This is a genomic window from Agrococcus sp. SGAir0287 (assembly GCF_005484985.1).
Lineage (GTDB): Bacteria > Actinomycetota > Actinomycetes > Actinomycetales > Microbacteriaceae > Agrococcus.
In genome coordinates this window covers 1,772,823-1,790,301 of record NZ_CP027942.1, presented here as the reverse complement: position 1 = coordinate 1,790,301, position 17,479 = coordinate 1,772,823, and the positions used below count along the sequence as shown (strand labels likewise).

Below are 17,479 nucleotides of genomic sequence, written 5' to 3'. Positions count from 1 at the left end.
ATGCGCGGCGCTGCGGCCGAGAGGATGATGGAGGGACATCCCGCATCCCGAGGTGACCTTGGACGACCTGCTCGACCCTCTGTCGCTCGCGCGTTGGCAGTTCGCGCTCACGACGATCTACCACTTCCTCTTCGTGCCGATCACCCTCGGCACCGTGTGGCTCGTCGCGGCCTTCCAGACCGTGTGGCTGCGCACGGGCGAGCTCGCGTGGCTGCGGCTCACCCACCTGTTCGGCCGCATCTTCCTCATCAACTTCGCGATCGGCGTCGCGACCGGCATCGTGCAGGAGTTCCAGTTCGGCATGAACTGGTCGGACTACTCGCGCTTCGTCGGCGACGTCTTCGGCGCCCCGCTCGCGTTCGAGGGGCTCATCGCCTTCGCGTTCGAGGCCACGTTCATCGGCCTGTGGATCTTCGGCTGGGACAAGCTGCCCCCGAAGGTGCACCTCGCGTGCATCTACCTCACGGGCATCGGCACCGCCGCGTCGGCGTACTTCATCCTCGCCGCGAACGCGTTCATGCAGAACCCCGTCGGGTTCGAGATGAACGAGGAGCTCGGGCGTGCCCAGCTCACCGACATCGGTGCCGTGCTCACGAACCCGGTCGCGGTCGCGGCCTTCCCGCACACGATGTTCGGCGCCTTCATGGTCGCGGGCACCGTCGCCGTCGCCGTCGCCGCGTGGCACCTCAAGCGCGGCCAGCACGTCGACACCATGCGCAAGGCGCTGCGCGTGGGGCTGTGGACCACCCTGGTCGCGACGGGGCTGACGTTCGTCGCCGGCGACGCGGTCTCGCTCGCGATGGTCGAGGCGCAGCCGATGAAGATGGCGGCCGCGGAGGCGCTCTACGACACCGCGACGGGCGCCGACGCGTCGTTCTCCGTCTTCTCCATCGGCACGCCGGACGGATCGAGCGAGATCTTCTCCTTCCGCATCCCGTACCTCCTCGCACTGCTGTCGACGCACGACCCGAACGGCACCGTCGAGGGCATCAACGACCTGCAGGCCGAGTACGTCGCGGCGTTCGGGCCCGGCGACTACACCCCGACGATCTGGATCACCTACTGGTCGTTCCGCTGGATGATCGGCCTCGGCGCCGTCACGGGGCTCGTCGCGCTCGTGGGGCTGTGGATCACCAGGAGGGGCCGCGAGGTGCCGCGCTGGGCGTGGACCGTCGCGATCTGGACCGTGCCGCTGCCGCTGCTGGCGATGATCGTCGGCTGGATCTTCACGGAGATGGGCAGGCAGCCGTGGCTCGTCTTCTCCCTCCTGCGCACGGAGGACGGCGTGAGCCCGGGCACGACGAGCGGCGAGGTGCTGCTGTCGCTCGTGGCCTTCACCGTCGTGTACGGGGTGCTCGGGGTCATCAACTTCACCCTGCTCCGCAAGACCGCGCAGGCGGGTCCGCCCGAGGCGCCCGCGCTCGACGAGGACGGCCGCCCCGAGCAGCCGGTCACGGTGTACTGATGGACCTGCAGCTCGTCTGGTTCTGCATCGTCGGCGTCATGTTCGTCGCGTACTTCGTGCTCGACGGCTTCGACTTCGGCGTCGGCATGGCGATGCCCGTGCTCTCGAGGGATGACGTCGACCGACGGCACATGATCAACACGATCGCGCCCGTGTGGGACCTCAACGAGACGTGGCTCATCATCGGCGGCGCCGCGCTCTTCGCGGCGTTCCCCGAGTGGTACGCGACGATGTTCTCGGGCTTCTACGTGCCGCTGCTGCTCATCCTGCTCGCGCTCATCGTGCGCGCCGTGTCGTTCGAGTGGCGGCACCAGCACGACGACACGCGCTGGCGGCGGGCGTGGGATGCGTGCATCGTGGCCGGGTCGGTGCTGCCGCCGCTGCTGTGGGGCGTCGCGTTCGCGAACCTCGCGCACGGCGTGGCGCTGGAGCCGCACCTCGGCGGCGCGCTCATGGTCGACGGCCTCGGCGCGCTGCTGCATCCCTACGCCCTGCTCGGCGGCCTCGCGCTCGTCGCGCTCTGCTTCGCGCACGGCGTCGTCTTCACGGCCCTCAAGACCGACGGCGACCTGCAGCGCCGTGCGATCCGGCTGTCGCGCCTCGCGCTGCCCGCCGCGATCGTGGTCGGCGGCGGCTTCGTCGCGTGGACGATCGCCCTCGTGCCCGCCGCCGGGGTGGTCGCGGCCGCCGCCGTCGCTGCGATCGCGCTCGTCGTCGCGCTGCTGGCTGCCCTCCGCACCCGTGAGGGCATCGCCTTCGCGGCGACCGCCGTCGCGATCGCCGCGGCGGTCGCGACGATCCTGCTCGCCCTCGCCCTGCGCGACGGCGGCCCCTACGTCATGCCCGCGTCGAACCCCGTCGGCGACTTCGCAGGCCTCACGATCCGCAACGCCTCGAGCTCCGAGTACACGCTCCAGGTCATGACGTGGGCGGCCGTCGCGGCGATGCCGCTCGTCGCGGCCTACCAGATCTGGACGTACTGGGTGTTCCGCAGGCGCGTGCTGCGGCAGACGATCGCCGCCGCGGCGCACTGACGACGTCCGGCCGGCCGACGCGCTCGGCGAGCGGCGGCGTCAGCCGACGAGCTCGGTGATGCGCTGCATCCAGAGCGGCTGCAGGGTGCGGGAGTACGTGCCCGTCACGTGGGAGGCCGGCGTGTCCATGTAGACGACGACGTTGCCGACCACGCTGTGGCAGCCCTCGGCGTCGCACAGGGGTGCGGTCATGTCCACGAGCGGGACGTCGTGCTCGAGCGCGTACGGCGTCACCCGATTCGGGATCTCGTCCAGCGCCTCGTCGAGCGGCGTGAGGCACGCCGCCGCCGCCACGGGGTCGCCGCCGGACGCGTCGACGCATGCGAAGGCATCCGCCGAGTGCTGCGGCGGACCCGCGACGAGCAGGAGCGGCAGCCCGGCGTCGCGCAGCAGATCCCAGAACGCATGCAGCTCCTCGTCGCTGTGCGTCGAGATGCGAGCGGACGTCGCGATGACGAGATCCGGCTGGCTCGCGAGGATCTGCGAGACCATCTCGTCGCCGCCGGCGCACTCGGGCTCCTGCGGCGCGTCGCACAGGATGCCGAGGTACGTCGTGAGCCGGCCCCCGAGCTCGTTCACGGCGCGCCACATCCCCGGCACCAGGTGCGCGCCGTGGGAGTCTCCGATGAGCGCGACGTCGAAGGCGGGGTCGGTCTGGACGCCGTACGGGCAGATGTAGGGGCCGCTGCCGTTCAGGTCGAAGCAGTCGTACATGTTCGCGAAGTCCGTCCCGCGGGCGCCGATCGTGGGCACGAGGGGCTGGGCGGGATCGGGCGGAGGCACGCTCGCCGAGGGCGTCGGGAGCCCTGGCGAGGCGCTCGGCGACGCGGGTGGCGGCGAGGCGAGCGCCTCGTCGAGCGCCTCCTCGAGCGCCGCTGCGGCAAGCGTCTCGGAGCGCTCGCGCTCCACCTGCACCGCGACGAGGCCGGAGCCGGCGAGGGCGAGCACGACGGCGCTGCCGACGGCTGCGATCGCGAACCCGCGCCACGGGCGCGCGCGCCACACGGGGCGGAACCGGAACGGATCCTCGACGACTCGTCGCGACACGGCGGCGAGCGCGATCGTCGCGACGACGACGAGCAGCTGCCAGCCGATCGTCAGCGGGCCGACGACGGCGGGCAGCAGGACGATGAGCGGCCAATGCCACAGGTAGACGCCGTAGGACACGTCGCCGAGCCACACGAGCGGTCGGATGCGCGCGAGTCCGCCCGGCGCCCAGACCCGATCGATCGCGCCGCCTGCGACGAGGAGCACCGTGCCGACCACGGGCAGCAGCGCCGCGACGCCCGGGTAGGGCGTCGACCCCGAGATCGCGAAGGCGCCGCCCACGACGAGCGCGAGTCCCAGCCACGCGCCGGCGACGCGCAGGGCGAGCCCGAGTCGATCCGTGCTCTGCCGACCGGTCGCATCGAAGGCGAAGGCGAGCAGGCCTCCGGCGGCGAACTCCCACGCGCGCGTCGTGGTCGCGAAGTACGCGGCGCCGGGCTCGCTCCACGTCGCGACGAGCGAGTGGGCGAACGAACCCACGAGCACGACGGCGAGCGCGACCGCGACCACCCGCCGCACGGCGCGGGCACGGTCGCGACGGCGCCGACGCGATGCATGGCGGGCGCCGAGCATCGCGGCCGCGAGCACGATGAGCGGCCAGACGAGGTAGAGCTGCTCCTCGACGGAGAGCGACCAGAAGTGCTGCGTCGGCAGCGGGGCCTGCTGCGCGGCGAGGTAGTCGACGCTGTCGGAGGCGAGCAGCCAGTTCTCCACGTAGAGCGTCGAGGCGACGACGTGCCGCAGGATGGCCTCGAGCTGCGACGGCGGCGCGACGAGCCATGCGACGATCGCGGTCGCGGCGAGCACCGTGAAGGCCAAGGGCAGCAGTCGCCTGGCACGGTTGGACCAGAAGCGCGCGAGGCGCACGCGACCGGTGGCCTCCGCCTCGCGCAGCAGGTGAGCGGTGATGAGGGTGCCCGAGATCACGAAGAAGACGTCGACGCCGACGAAGCCGCCCGGCAGGGCTGCGGGCCACAGGTGGTACGCGAGCACGAGCGCGACGGCGATCGCGCGCAGCACCTGCATGTCGAGGCGGACGACGCGCGTGGGCTCGGGCGACGACGTGCGCGCCTCGAGCTGCGTGGGGTGGGGCACCCGCCGATCCTGCCGTACCCCGGTCCGCGCATCCTGCGGGCGCGCTGGGGACGCCTCGACGAGGCGGGCGACCCAGGCGGGACCGCCGTAGCATGGAGGGGATGCGCCCGCCCCGCTTCGGGGCGCGAGCGCGCGGGATGGGAGGACGGTGCGGCCACTCGATCCCCGCCTCCTCCGCGCGGCCGGCGCTGCGCGCGCGCTGCTGGCGGGATCCGCGCTCGTCGCGCTCGTGCAGGCGATCGCGATCGTCGCCTTCGCGTGGGCGGCGGGCCTCGCCATCGCGATCGTCCTCGGCGGCGCGCAGGGCGACCTCGCGCCGCCGCTCGCCGTCGCGGGCATCGCGATCGTCGCCCGGGGGGCGCTCGGCTGGGTCGACCAGGCGCTCGCGACGCGCGGCTCGGTGCGCGTGCGCTCGCAGCTGCGCGAGCAGGCGCTGCGGCGGATCGGCGTCGCCGGCGCCGCCGACCCGGTCGTGGCCGCGACGGGCATCGGTCGCGGGCTCGATGCGCTCGACGGCTACCTCGCGGGCTTCATGCCGCAGCTCGCCCGGACCGTCGTCGCCGTGCCGATCGTGCTCGTCGCCCTCGCCGTGCAGGATCCGTTCTCCGGCATCGCCGCGGCGCTCTGCCTGCCGCTCATCCCGGTCTTCATGGTGCTCATCGGGCTCGCCACCCAGTCGGTGCAGCGACGCCAGTGGCGCGAGACCGAGCGGCTGGCCGCCGTGACGCTCGACACGCTCGAGGGGCTCGCGACGCTCAAGCTGTTCCGCCGCGACCGTCGCGCGCGAGCCCTCGTCGCGCAGCGCAGCGCCGAGCACGGCGCACGCACGATGTCGGTGCTGCGCGTGTCGTTCCTGTCGAGCCTCGTGCTCGAGCTCGCGGGCTCGATCGCGATCGCGATCGTGGCGGTGTCGGTCGGCGTGCGCCTGCTCGAGGGCGGCATCCCGCTCGCGACGGCGTTCAGCGTGCTCATCCTCGTGCCCGACGCCTTCGGGCCCGTGCGCCTGGTCGGCATGGCGTTCCACGCGTCCACCGAGGGCGTCGAGGCGACCTCGCGCGTGCTCGACCTCCTCGAGCGCGAGCCCGCGGCCGGTCCGGGCGTCGCCGACGGCCAGGCGGGCCTCGTGCTCGAGGGGATCGGCGCCGTGCACGGCGGCGGCACCGTGACGGCGACGCTGCCGCGGGATGCGCTCGTGTGCCTGCACGGTGCCTCCGGCGTGGGCAAGTCGAGCGTGCTCGCCGCGCTGCTGGGCCTCGTCGATGCTCGCGGCGCCGCGAGCCTCGACGGCCGGCCCGTGACCCGCGCTGACCTGGCGTGGGCGCCGCAGCGCTCGGCCGACGCGCTCGTGGGCGGATCCGTGCACGACAACGTCGCGCTCGGCGGCGACGACGCGCACGTCGAGGAGGCGATGATGCTCGCCGGCGTCGACCTCGACGCGACCCTCGAGGTCGATCCGGCGACGGGAGGCGTGCGCGGCGCCTCCGGCGGGCAGCTGCAGCGCGTCGTGCTCGCGCGCGCCATCCGCCGGCATCTCGACGGCGCCGAGGTGCTGCTCGTCGACGAGCCGACCTCGGCGCTCGACGCGGAGCACGAGGCGCACGTCGTGCGGAGCCTTCGCGCGCTCGCCGACGCGGGCGGCATCGTCGTCGTCGCGAGCCATCGCGCCGCCGTGCGCGCGGCCGCGGACGTCGTCGTCGAGCCCCAGCCGAGCGCCGCACCCGTCGAGGAGGCCGCGACGTGAGACCGCCGAGCCAGTGGAGCGTGCGCAGCGCGCGCGCGTTCGGCTACGCCGTCGCGGCGGCGACGGGACTCGCCTCCATCGCCCTCATGGGCACCGCCGGCTGGCTCCTCGCCTCCGCGTGGCAGCAGCCGCCCATCCTGCACCTGCAGATCGCGATCGTCGGCGTGCGCGCGTTCGCCATCGGTCGCGCGGCGCTGCGCTACCTCGAGCGGCTCGTCTCCCACGACGCGGCGTTCCGCGACCTCACCCGCGAGCGCGTCGCACTGATCGATCGCCTGCGCCCGGTGCTGCCTGCGGGTGCGGGCGCGCGGTCGTCGCAGCTGCTCGCGCGCGTCGTCGCCGACGTCGATCGGCTGCAGGACCGGCCGCTGCGCGGCGTCGGTCCGCTCGTCACCGCCGCCGCATGCGCGGTGGTCACCGTCGCGGTGGTCGCATGGATCGACCTCGCGGTCGGTGCCGCGCTGCTCGTCGCGCTCGTCGCGAGCGGTGCCGCCGCGACCTGGCTCGCGGTGCGGGTCGCCGCCCGCGCCGAGCGGGAGGTCGCGCCGCTCGCCGCCGAGCTCGACGCGACCCTGCTCGAGGCGCTGCGGGCGCGCGACCTCCTCGTGGCGTTCGACGCGTGGGATGCGCAGGCCGCGCGCATCCTCGCGCTCGAGCGGCGGCTGGGGGAGCGGAGCCGACGCCTCGCGATCGCTGCGGGAGCGGGCTCGGCCGTCGTCGTCGCAGCCGGCGGCCTCGCCGTCGCCGCCGCGGTCGCGCTCCTCGCGGGCGATGCCGGCGCCCTCGCGCCCGGCCTCGTCGGCCTCGCCGCACTCGTGCCCCTCGCGCTCTTCGAGGTGTGGGGCGCCGTGCCGGCGGCGGCGCTCGTGTTGCGCGAGTCGCGCGTCCGTCGCGCTCGCGTCGACGCCGTGGCCCAGGTGGACGGGGTGCCCGCCGAGACGGGCGACGGGACGCCGCCGAGCGGTGCGCTGCGCCTGGTCGGCGTCACCGCCGCGTGGCCGGGCGCATCGTGCGCCTTCGCGCCGGTCGACCTCGTCGCCGAGCCCGGCGACGTCGTCGCCGTCCGCGGCGCGTCCGGCGTCGGCAAGTCGACGCTCGCCGCCGCGCTCGTGCGCTTCCTCGAGCACGAGGGCGAGGCGACGGTCGGCGGCGTCGACCTGCGCACGCTGCATCCGGAGGCGGTGCGCACGTCGATCGTGCTCGTCGAGCAGCTGCCGCATCTGCTCGACACGAGCGTGCGCGAGAACCTGCGCTTCGCACGCGACGGGGCGACGGACGACGACCTGTGGTCGGCGCTCGAGGACGTGGGTCTCGCCGAGTGGGCGCGCAGCCGCGACGGGCTCGACACGATGCCGGGCGATCGCGCCGCGCTCGTCTCCGGCGGTCAGGCCCAGCGCCTCGCGCTCGCGCGAGCGCTGCTCGCCGCACCGCCGATCCTCGTGCTCGACGAGCCCACCGCCAACGTCGACGACGAGGTCGCGCTGCCGCTCATGCGCCGCATGCTCGAGGCGGCGCGCGCATCCGGCCGCATCGTGGTCGTCACGAGCCACACGCCGGTGCCGGACGACCTCGTGACGCGCACGGTCACGCTGCAGCCGGCCCTCCGCACCTGAGCCGCGGCATCAGTCCATGTGCTGCGACTCGCGGCGCACGAGCCACCGCTTCGCGAGCCACACGACCGCGAGGAATGCGGCGATGATCGCCACGAAGAGGTACCCGGCGCCGTGCAGGCTCTCGGAGAGCTCGCGGAACGAGCCCGCTGCGAGCCAGCCCACGCTGCCGTAGGCGAGGGCCCACAGGACGCACGCCGGCACGGTCCACGCGATGAACCTGCGGTAGCGCATGCCGCTCGCGCCGACGACGAGCGGCACGAGGGAGTGCGCGACCGGCAGGAAGCGCGAGAGGAAGATCGCCGGTCCGCCGCGACGGCGCAGGTAGCGCTCGACGCGACCCCAGCGCGCCGCGGCGCGCGGCCATCGGCGGACGAGGGTCGCGTCGATGCGCGGCCCGAGCCAGCGTCCGAGGACGAAGCCGATCGACTCGCCGAGGATCGCGCCGACGATGCAGGCGACGACGAGCGCGGCCCACTGCACGACGTCCTCGATGCCCGTCGCCGCGACGATGACGACCGTGTCGCCGGGCACGAGCAGGCCGAGCAGCACGCTCGTCTCGAGCATGATCGCGACGCCCGCGATGAGCGTCCTCAGCCAGGGCTCCACCGACTGCACGACGTCGAGGAAGCTCGTGATCCAGGCGTTCAGGTCCACGGCCGTCGCAGCCGCTCGAGCGCCGTGTGCCACGCGTCCGCCCGCCGCGGCTGCGCGATCGCATGATGCGTGCCGTCGGGCTCCGCCCACGCCGTGACGCCGCGGATGCCGTGCAGCGCGTTGACGAGCCAGACCTCCGCGCCGGCGAGGGATGCGGGCGCCGCCGCCTCCTCGCGCACCTCCACGCCGCGGGCGAGCGCGACCGCGACGAGCTGCCGTGCGGTGGTCGACGCGACGCGGGTCGCGCTCGCGGGCGGCAGGTGCAGCGCATCGTCGCGCCACCATGCGACGGCGCTCGTCGCGCCGTCGACCACGATGCCGCCGACCGTCACGACCGCCTCGTCCGCGCCCTCGCCGCGCGCGCGCTCGCGCAGCGCACCGAGCGCCGTGAGATCGGGTCCCTTCACGTGCGGCGTGGTCCTCGGATCCTCCTCGGCGGTGCGCACGCGCGCGCGTCGTGCGAGCGCCGGGGCTGGGCGCACGTGCAGGATCGGGGCGTCGTGGACGGCGGGATCCGGCCAGTCGAGCCGGGGGAACCACGCGCCGGCGGCCGGCACGGCGCTCGGCACCGCCGACGCAGCCCGCTGGGCGAGGGCCGCGTCGCCGCCCTGGCGCGCGACCGATCCGGCGAAGCGCTCCACGTGCGTCGCCCATCCGACGACGCCCGCGTCGACGACGAGCCAGGAGTCGGCGACGAGGGGATCGCGCGCGGGCGCGTCGACGGGCACGAATCCCGCGCCGTCGAAGGCGAGCGTGCGAGCGCCGGCGGACGTCGTCGCTGCAGCCCCGCTCATAGGATGCAGGGTATGGCACCAGCCCATGGGCTCCTCATGCCCTGGCTCGGCGCAGCGTCGTGGCAGGACATCCCCGTCGAGGACGCCGCGGGCATCGCGACGGCGCTGTGGGGCATGCGTGCGCATGGGTGCCCGAGGGACGTCGTCTGGCTCGACTCCGCGTCGGGCGGTCGGCACGTGCTCGGCGTCGGCGATGCGACCCTCGTCGTGCGCGACGGCGTCGCGACGCGCGACGGCGCACCGATCGCGGGCGACGCCCTCGACGCGCTCGAGGCGGCGAGCGCCGAGGGCGGCGCGTGGGTCGGCTGGCTCGGCTACGAGGCCGGCGTGCGGCTGCTCGGCCTCGAGCCGCGAGCGTCGCGCCATCCCGACGCCGCCTGGCTGCGCCTGTCGACCTGGATCGTGCTCGACGACGAGACGGGCAGGGCGCAGCTGCAGTCGCGGCACGCGCAGCCCGAGCCGTTGCCGGCGGCGACTCGACCGCCCTGGTACGTCGACGCCCCGCCCGCCGCCGTCCGTCGGCGCGACGACGCGGCGTCCTACCTCGCGGCGATCGCGGCGTGCCAGCGGGCGATCCGCGACGGCGACTCGTACCTGCTGTGCCTCACGACGGCGCTCGAGACCGGGCCGATCGACGCGCTCGCCACGTACCTGCGGCTGCGGGCCACGGCGCGCGCGCACCACGGCGGGCTCCTGCGCATCGCGGGCACGACGCTCGCATCCGCGAGTCCCGAGCGCTTCCTGCGGCTCGAGGACGGCCGGGTGCAGACGAGCCCCATCAAGGGCACGCGCAGGCGCGGCACGGGTGCCGACGACGCCGCGCTCGCGGAGGAGCTGCGCACGAGCGAGAAGGAGCGGGCCGAGAACGTCATGATCGTCGACCTGTGCCGCAACGACCTGCAGCGCGTGTGCGAGCCAGGCAGCGTCGCCGTGACGAGCCTCCTCGCGGTCGAGACGTACCCGACGGTGCACCAGCTCGTCTCGACGATCGCCGGCACCGTGCGCGACGGCGTCGGCCCGGTCGACGTGCTGCGCGCGACGTTCCCGGCGGGATCGATGACCGGTGCGCCCAAGCGCCGGACCGTCGAGCTGCTGCAGTCGCTCGAGACGGGACCGCGCGGCGTCTACTCCGGCTGCTTCGGCGCCGTGACCGCCGACGCGTGCGACCTCGCGATGGTCATCCGCTCGATCGTCGCCGACGACGCGGGTGCGACGATCGGCGTCGGCGGCGGCATCACGGCGCTCTCGGTGCCCGAGGAGGAGCTCGACGAGGTCGCGCTCAAGGCGGAGGCGCTCGTGCGTGCGCTCGTGCCCGCCGGTGCGGGCGACGGCGCGCGGGGTCAGGCCGCGCGCGACTCCGCGTAGGCGACGAGCTCGTCGAGCTCCACCGTCCACCCCTGGGCGAGGGCGCGCAGCGACGCGCGCACCTGCGACGGCGAGCCGTCGAGCTGGAAGCCGCGCTCCTCGAAGTGCACGAGCGTGCCACCCTCGGTGGGCTTGAGCGCGAAGGTCACCTGCGTCGCGTCCTTGCCGACGAATCCCTCCGACCACTCGAACGACAGCCGCTCGGTGGGCACGACGTCGAGCACGCGCGCGGCGAGCACGACCTCGCCCGTCCAGGCGAAGCGGCCCTGCGCGCCCTCCACGAGCCCGTCGGGGAACGCGGCGATGTCGCCGAGCCAGCGGGCGAGGTGCTCGGGCTGCGTGATGCACGTCCACACCGCGTCGGGGGTCGCGTCGACCGTGACGATCCTCGTGACCCGGTGGTCGTGCAGGTCGATCGTCGCGGGCGGATTGTCGAATCCGGGCACCACGCTCCCTTCCGAGGAGCCAGTCTGCCACCCGTCCGCGGACGGCGCACGGGAGCGCGCGCCGCGCGTCGTAGGATCGGATGCGGTGCTCGCACGCCGTTCGCGCGCGTGCGGATCATGCACGGACACCCCAGGAGACCACCGGTGAGCGAAGCGTACGACGTCCACTCGATGCAGGAGCGCTGGCTGCAGGAGTGGGATCGACTTCGCCCGTTCGCCACCGACGACGCGTCGGACACCCGGCCGCGCAAGTACGTGCTCGACATGTTCCCGTATCCCTCGGGCGACCTGCACATGGGTCACGCGGAGTCGTACGCCTACGGCGACGTGCTCGCGCGCTACTGGCGCCAGCAGGGCTTCAACGTGCTGCATCCCATCGGCTGGGACTCGTTCGGCCTGCCCGCCGAGAACGCCGCCATCAAGCGCGGCGCCGACCCGGCGCGGTGGACGAACGAGAACATCGAGCAGCACAAGCGCTCGATGCGGCGCTACGCGACCGCGTTCGACTGGGATCGCATCCTGCACACGTCGGACCCCGGCTACTACAAGTGGAACCAGTGGCTGTTCCTCGAGCTGTTCGAGGCAGGGCTCGCGTACCGCAAGCCCGCGAACGTGAACTGGTGCCCGAAGGACCAGACCGTGCTCGCGAACGAGCAGGTCATCGACGGCCACTGCGAGCGCTGCGACTCGCTCGTGGAGAAGAAGCTGCTGACGCAGTGGTTCTTCAAGATCACCGACTACGCCGACCGGCTGCTCGACGACCTCAACCAGCTCGAGGGACGGTGGCCCGAGAAGGTGCTGCGCATGCAGCGCAACTGGATCGGCCGCTCCGAGGGCGCCGACGTCGACTTCGCGATCGAGGGCCGCGACGAGCCCGTGCGCGTGTTCACGACGCGCCCCGACACGCTCTTCGGCGTGACGTTCATGGTCGTCGCGCCCGACTCCGAGCTCGCCGCCGAGCTCGTCGCCGGCGCCGACGACGCGACGCAGGCCGCGTTCGCCGAGTACCTGCAGCGCACGCAGCGCATGACGGACATCGACCGGCAGTCGACCGAGCGCGAGAAGACGGGCGTGCCGCTCGGCCGCCACGCGATCCATCCGTTCACCGGCGAGCGCCTGCCGATCTGGGCCGCCGACTACGTGCTGGCCGACTACGGCCACGGTGCGGTCATGGCCGTGCCCGCGCACGATCAGCGCGACCTCGAGTTCGCACGCGCCTTCGACCTGCCCATCCGCGTCGTGGTCGACACGAACGCCCCCATCACGGGCGTCATGCCGATGATCCCCATCGACGACGACGGCAACGCGATCGAGCCCGAGGCGTACGAGCCCGTCGACCCCGCGGTCACGGGGGAGGCGCTGACCGGCGACGGACGCATGATCCAGTCGGGTCCGCTCGACGGGCTCTCGAAGCAGAACGCCATCGCCCGTGCGATCGCGATGCTCGAGGAGCGCGGCATCGGCGGTGCGGCCAAGACGTACCGCCTGCGCGACTGGCTCATCTCGCGTCAGCGCTACTGGGGCACGCCGATCCCGATCGTGCACACCGCCGACGGCGAGATGGTGCCCGTGCCGCTCGAGCAGCTGCCCGTGACCCTGCCGGACGCCGCCGGCCTCGACCTGAGCCCCAAGGGCACGAGCCCGCTGGGCGCAGCCACCGAGTGGATGCAGGTGCCCTCGCCGGTCGACGGCAGCCCCGCGCAGCGCGACCCGGACACGATGGACACGTTCGTCGACTCGTCCTGGTACTACCTGCGCTTCCTGTCGCCGAACGACGACAGCCAGGCATTCGACCGGGCCGAGGTCGAGCGCTGGGCGCCCGTCGACCGCTACGTCGGCGGCGTCGAGCACGCGATCCTGCACCTGCTCTACGCGCGATTCATCACGAAGGTGCTGTTCGACCTCGGCCACGTGTCGTTCACCGAGCCGTTCGAGTCGCTGCTCAACCAGGGCATGGTCATCCTCGACGGCGCGAAGATGTCGAAGTCGAAGGGCAACCTCGTCACGCTGTCCGAGGAGCTCGACCGCTACGGCGTCGACGCCGTGCGCGTGACGATGTCGTTCGCCGGACCGCCGGAGGACGACATCGACTGGAAGGACGTCAGCCCCGCGGGTGCGCAGAAGTTCCTCGCGCGCGCGTGGCGCCTGTCGGGCGAGGTGAAGGCGCCCAAGGGCGCCGACGCGAAGGGCGGCGACGCCGCGCTGCGCCGCGAGACGCATCGCTTCTGGCGGGATGCGCCCGGCCTCATCGAGGCGCTGAAGTTCAATGTCGTCGTCGCGCGCCTCATGGAGCTGACGAATGCGGCGCGCAAGGCCGTCGACGGCGCCGCTGGGCCCGCGGATCCCGCGGTGCGCGAGGCCGTCGAGGCGATCGCGCTCGGCCTGTCGCTGTACGCGCCGTACACGGCCGAGGACATGTGGGCGAGGCTCGGCCACGAGCCGTCGATCGCGAACGCGGGATGGCGCAAGGCGGATGCGACGCTGCTCGTCGAGCAGTCGACGACGGCGGTCGTGCAGGTCAACGGCAAGGTCCGCGACCGCGTCGAGGTGCCGGCGTCGATCGGCGCCGACGAGCTCGAGGCGCTCGCGCGCGCGCTGCCTGGCGTGGTGCGCTCGGTCGGCGACGGGCAGATCGTGAAGGCGATCGTGCGCGCGCCGCAGCTCGTGAACCTCGTGGTGCGCTGACCTGATGACCCTGGAGGTGTGCGTCTCGCAGGCGATTCGGGGTGGCGGAGGGGCATCCTCCCTCCCACCCATCTGATCGCCTGCGAAGCGCAGCCCGGAGAGCCGTCATGGACGTACCCGTCGTCGCCGTCGCGCTCGGCGCGCTGCTGCTCGTCGTCGTCGCGGGCCTGCTGCTGCGTCGTCGTCGCGGGCGCCGCGCCGGCGAGCGCGTCGCAGCGCTGCCGTCGACGACGCCGGTGCGGCTCACGACGCACGCGCGGGAGCGCATGGCGCAGCGTGGCGTGCTCGAGCGCGACGTGGCGCTGACGGCGCGCGCACCGCATCGACGCGTGACGGATGCCGAGGAGGGCAGCGTGCGCCTCGAGCGCGACCTCGACGGCGACGTGCTGCGCGTGTGGGTCGTCGCTCCGTGGCCGCCGGCGACCGAGGTCGTCGTGAAGTCCACCGCGTGGCAGCGCGTCGCCCTCGGACGCATCGCGCGCGACGCGGTCGGCGCGGTCGTCGGACCGGGCGGCGCGAGGATCCGGGAGGTCGAGCGTGCGAGCGGCGCGCGCGTCGCGATCGATCGCGCGACAGGGGAGGTCCGGGCGACGGCGGACGACCGCCGCGCCGCGGAGGACGCCGTGCGACGCGTCGAGGCCCTCGCTCGTCGCGCCTGATGCCCGGATCGGCGGCGCCGCGCCCGCGCCCTCGTCGCTCCCGCACAGGGCGCCCGCATCCACAGGTCGCGCTCGGAGCGCGGACCGCCGCGGCGCTCGCGCCTAGCGTCGGCGGGCATGGAGCAGTCCCTGCGATGGCGGATCGGCGTCGGGGCGGCAGCCGTGCTCGTCGGCGGCGCGGTCGTGGGTGCCGTCGTCACGCAGGCCGCCGCGCCGCAGGTCGCACCCGCGGTCGTCGAAGAGGTCGCGGAGGCGTCGGCGACGACGATCCTCGTCGACGTCGCGGGCGCCGTCGCGCGGCCCGGCGTCTACGCGCTCGCCGACGGCGCGCGCGTCGTCGACGCGATCGCACGCGCGGGCGGCACGACCGCCGAGGCAGACGCGTCGTCGCTCAACCTCGCGCAACCCCTCGTCGACGGGGCGCAGGTGCGGGTGCCGGTCGTCGGCGAGGCTCCGCCGGGCGCGATCGACGCCGGCGGCCTCGTGAACGTCAACCAGGCGTCGATCGACGAGCTCGACACCCTGCCGCGCATCGGGCCGGCGCTCGCCGCCGCGATCGTCGCGCATCGCGACGAGCACGGGCCGTTCGGCTCGATCGACGACCTCGACGCCGTCTCGGGCATCGGCCCTGCGATGCTCGCCGCGCTCGAGCCGCTCGTCGCGTTCTGAGTCGTGCGCTGGGCGGGCGGCACGGACGCGCGGCTCGTGGTGCCCGCGGCGGTCGCGTGGGCGGCGATGGCGCTCGCGTGGGGCTCCGAGGGGCAGCGCGTCGTCGCGGTGGCGACGCTGGTCGCGGCCGTCGCGTCTTTGGTCCTCGCGCATCGCGTCGTGCGCGCCCGCGCCGTCGCGACGACGCTCGCCGTGGGCCTCGCGTTCGCGGGGCTGCTGCTGGCCGTGCCGACGATCGAGCGCGACCTCGAGCACTGCTCGGCGATGACGCTCGAGCTCGGCGGCCATGCGGCGCCGATGCCGGCGCGCGTCGTGGAGGCCGCGTGCGGCGACGAGACGCTCGTCGACGTGCGCGTCGTGGTCGTCGTGCTCGAGGCAGGGGAGGCCGACGTCGCGCTCGGCGACACGGTGACCGCGACGTGCGAGGCGTGGCCCGGCGATGCCGGGCAGGCGGACGCGTGGCGGCTCGCGTGCGAGGACGTGGAGCGCACGGACCGCGCGTGGTGGGCGGGGTGGTCGGCCGCGGTGCGCGCCGGCCTGCGCGACGCGACGGCGCACCTGCCCGGCGACGGCGGCGCGCTGCTGCCCGGGCTCGCGATCGGGGACACGTCGCTCGTGACGCCCGCGCTCGACGCGGCGATGCTGCAGGCGGGCCTGACGCATCTCACGGCGGTGTCGGGCGCGAACTGCGCCATCGTCGTCGGCCTCGCGCTCGGCGCGACGATGGCGCTCGGGTTGCGCCGCTGGGCGCGCAGCGTGATCGCGGGCCTGGCGCTCGCCGCCTTCGTCGTGCTCGTCGGACCGGAGCCGAGCGTCGTGCGCGCGTCGATCATGGCGGGGCTCGCGCTCGTGGCGCTCCACCGCGGCGTGCGTCGCGTCGGCGTCGCCCTGCTGGCGCTCGCCGTGCTCGTCGCCCTGCTCGTCGATCCGACGCTCGCGCGCTCCGCCGGCTTCGCGCTGTCGGTGCTCGCGACCGCGGGCCTCCTCGTCCACGCGCAGCCGCTCGCCGAGGCGCTCGCACGCCGGATGCCGCTGCCGGTGGCGGCAGCGATCGGCGTGCCGCTCGCGGCGCAGCTGTGGTGCCTGCCCGTGCTCGTCGTGCTGGACCCGCGCCTCGCGCTCGTCGCGGTGCCCGCCAACGTGCTCGCGGCGCCCGCGGCACCGGTCGCGACGGTGCTCGGCCTCGTCGTGTGCGCCGTCGCCGTCGTCGCGCCCGCGGTCGCCGCAGCCGTCGCGTGGCTCGCGTGGCTGCCGTCGGCGTGGATCGCAGGGCTCGCGCACGCGTCGACCCTCCTGCCGCCCGGGCCGCCGTGGCCGGCCGGCTGGCTCGGCGTGGCGCTCGCCGTCGCGGTCGTCGGTGCCGTCGGCGCTGGTGTCGCAGCACGGCGCACGGGGCGCGGCGCGGCCGCGGCGATCGGCGTCGTCGTGCTCGCGACCGGCAGCGTGCACCTGCCGACGCTCGTCGCCCGTGCGACGCTGCCGGACTGGACGATCGCGCAGTGCGACGTCGGCCAGGGAGCTGCGACCGTGCTGCGCCTGGGCGACGCGACGGTGCTGATCGACACGGGCCGCGAGCCCGAGCCGGTCGCGGCGTGCCTCGACCTGCTCGGCATCGGCCGTCTCGACGTGCTCGTGCTGACGCACTTCGACGCCGACCACGTCGGCGGCGTCGACGCGGTCGCGGGCCGCAGCGACCTCGTCGTGCACGGTCCGCCGGACGACGAGGCGCCGGCGCTGCTCGACGACCTCGCGGACCGGGGCGCACGTCTGCACGCGGGCGCCGCGGGGGAGTCGGTGCGCGTCGGCGACGGGGCGCTCGACCTGCTGTGGCCCGAGGATCGGGACGCGGTGCCTGGCAACGACGCCTCGCTCGTCGTCGCAGCGAGCCTCGGCGACCGGCGCGTGCTCGTCCTCGGCGACCTCGGCGCAGAGGCGCAGCGGGCGTTGCTCGCCGACGGCGTGCCGGCCTCCGACGTCGTCGTGGTCGCGCATCACGGCTCGCCCGACCAGCACCTGCCGCTCTACGACGCGATCGACGCGGACGTCGCTCTCGTGCCCGTCGGCCCGAACGACTACGGGCATCCGGCGCCCGACCTCATGGCCGAGCTCGAGCGCCGCGGCATGATCGTGCTGCGCACCGACGAGCGCGGCACGCTCGCGCTCGACGGCGTCGTCGTGTGGTCGCAGCGGTGAGGGCTCCCGTCGTCCGTTC

General features: G+C 74.4%; 13 protein-coding genes. 9 read left to right on the top strand and 4 right to left on the bottom strand.

Annotated elements, in window-relative coordinates; genetic code table 11:
* The first annotated feature begins 58 nt into the window (after positions 1 to 58).
* Both C1N71_RS08550 and cydB read left to right on the top strand, forming a co-directional pair.
* Positions 59 to 1,465 (top strand): cytochrome ubiquinol oxidase subunit I, encoded by a 1,407-nt coding sequence (locus tag C1N71_RS08550; RefSeq protein WP_137757275.1) that lies wholly within the window; start codon positions 59 to 61, stop codon positions 1,463 to 1,465.
* Positions 1,465 to 2,499: a cytochrome d ubiquinol oxidase subunit II gene (gene cydB / locus C1N71_RS08545; protein ID WP_137756003.1), complete on the top strand. Its 1,035-nt coding sequence runs from the start codon at positions 1,465 to 1,467 to the stop codon at positions 2,497 to 2,499. The genes C1N71_RS08550 and cydB overlap by 1 nt, the downstream gene beginning before the upstream one ends.
* 39 nt (positions 2,500 to 2,538) lie before the next feature.
* On the opposite strand, the gene C1N71_RS08540 is transcribed toward cydB, so the two are convergent.
* Positions 2,539 to 4,641 (bottom strand): acyltransferase family protein, encoded by a 2,103-nt coding sequence (locus C1N71_RS08540; protein ID WP_175414156.1) that lies wholly within the window; start codon positions 4,639 to 4,641, stop codon positions 2,539 to 2,541.
* A 148-nt stretch (positions 4,642 to 4,789) separates the two neighbouring features.
* Here C1N71_RS08540 and C1N71_RS08535 point away from each other — a divergent pair, with 148 nt between their 5' ends.
* Positions 4,790 to 6,382 carry an ABC transporter ATP-binding protein/permease gene (locus C1N71_RS08535; RefSeq protein WP_137756001.1) on the top strand — a complete coding sequence of 531 codons (1,593 nt, stop codon included), beginning with the start codon at positions 4,790 to 4,792 and terminating at the stop codon, positions 6,380 to 6,382.
* A complete protein-coding gene (cydC, locus tag C1N71_RS08530; RefSeq protein WP_137756000.1) occupies positions 6,379 to 7,995 on the top strand; it encodes a thiol reductant ABC exporter subunit CydC in 1,617 nt (538 codons plus the stop codon). The genes C1N71_RS08535 and cydC overlap by 4 nt, the downstream gene beginning before the upstream one ends.
* 9 nt (positions 7,996 to 8,004) lie before the next feature.
* Here cydC and C1N71_RS08525 read toward each other — a convergent pair whose 3' ends face one another.
* Positions 8,005 to 8,643: a DedA family protein gene (locus C1N71_RS08525; protein WP_137757274.1), complete on the bottom strand. Its 639-nt coding sequence runs from the start codon at positions 8,641 to 8,643 to the stop codon at positions 8,005 to 8,007.
* Positions 8,640 to 9,443, bottom strand: a complete 804-nt coding sequence (locus C1N71_RS08520) for an aminotransferase class IV (protein ID WP_137755999.1) — start codon at positions 9,441 to 9,443, stop codon at positions 8,640 to 8,642. The genes C1N71_RS08525 and C1N71_RS08520 overlap by 4 nt, the downstream gene beginning before the upstream one ends.
* A 12-nt stretch (positions 9,444 to 9,455) precedes the next feature.
* Between C1N71_RS08520 and C1N71_RS08515 the strand changes: the two genes are divergently transcribed.
* The gene (locus C1N71_RS08515) at positions 9,456 to 10,808 is read left to right on the top strand and encodes an anthranilate synthase component I family protein (RefSeq protein WP_254677952.1); all 1,353 of its coding nucleotides are present in this window, start codon (positions 9,456 to 9,458) and stop codon (positions 10,806 to 10,808) included.
* On the opposite strand, the gene C1N71_RS14980 is transcribed toward C1N71_RS08515, so the two are convergent.
* Positions 10,784 to 11,254, bottom strand: coding sequence for an SRPBCC domain-containing protein (locus C1N71_RS14980; RefSeq protein WP_175414155.1), 471 nt, complete (start codon positions 11,252 to 11,254; stop codon positions 10,784 to 10,786). The genes C1N71_RS08515 and C1N71_RS14980 overlap by 25 nt on opposite strands.
* A 114-nt stretch (positions 11,255 to 11,368) precedes the next feature.
* On the opposite strand from C1N71_RS14980, the gene leuS reads away from it, so the two are divergent.
* The 4 genes from leuS to C1N71_RS08490 all read left to right on the top strand — a co-directional run bounded on the left by leuS (position 11,369) and on the right by C1N71_RS08490 (position 17,460).
* Positions 11,369 to 13,939, top strand: coding sequence for a leucine--tRNA ligase (gene leuS, locus C1N71_RS08505; RefSeq protein WP_441297177.1), 2,571 nt, complete (start codon positions 11,369 to 11,371; stop codon positions 13,937 to 13,939).
* Between the two features lie 107 nt (positions 13,940 to 14,046).
* Entirely contained in the window at positions 14,047 to 14,598 is a 552-nt protein-coding gene (locus C1N71_RS08500) for a KH domain-containing protein (RefSeq protein WP_137755995.1), read from the top strand.
* Positions 14,599 to 14,715: 117 nt separating this feature from the next.
* Positions 14,716 to 15,267, top strand: a complete 552-nt coding sequence (locus C1N71_RS08495) for a ComEA family DNA-binding protein (RefSeq protein WP_137755994.1) — start codon at positions 14,716 to 14,718, stop codon at positions 15,265 to 15,267.
* Between the two features lie 3 nt (positions 15,268 to 15,270).
* Entirely contained in the window at positions 15,271 to 17,460 is a 2,190-nt protein-coding gene (locus tag C1N71_RS08490; protein ID WP_137755993.1) for a ComEC/Rec2 family competence protein, read from the top strand.
* Positions 17,461 to 17,479 lie beyond the last annotated feature (19 nt).

Bases quoted from the DNA above. Each gene is read 5' to 3' on its own strand.
- cydB (WP_137756003.1), top strand. From the start codon at position 1,465: ATGGACCTGCAGCTCGTCTGGTTCTGCATCGTCGGCGTCATGTTCGTC.
- C1N71_RS08520 (WP_137755999.1), bottom strand. From the start codon at position 9,443: ATGAGCGGGGCTGCAGCGACGACGTCCGCCGGCGCTCGCACGCTCGCC.
- C1N71_RS08515 (WP_254677952.1), top strand. From the start codon at position 9,456: ATGGCACCAGCCCATGGGCTCCTCATGCCCTGGCTCGGCGCAGCGTCG.
- C1N71_RS08500 (WP_137755995.1), top strand. From the start codon at position 14,047: ATGGACGTACCCGTCGTCGCCGTCGCGCTCGGCGCGCTGCTGCTCGTC.
- C1N71_RS08495 (WP_137755994.1), top strand. From the start codon at position 14,716: ATGGAGCAGTCCCTGCGATGGCGGATCGGCGTCGGGGCGGCAGCCGTG.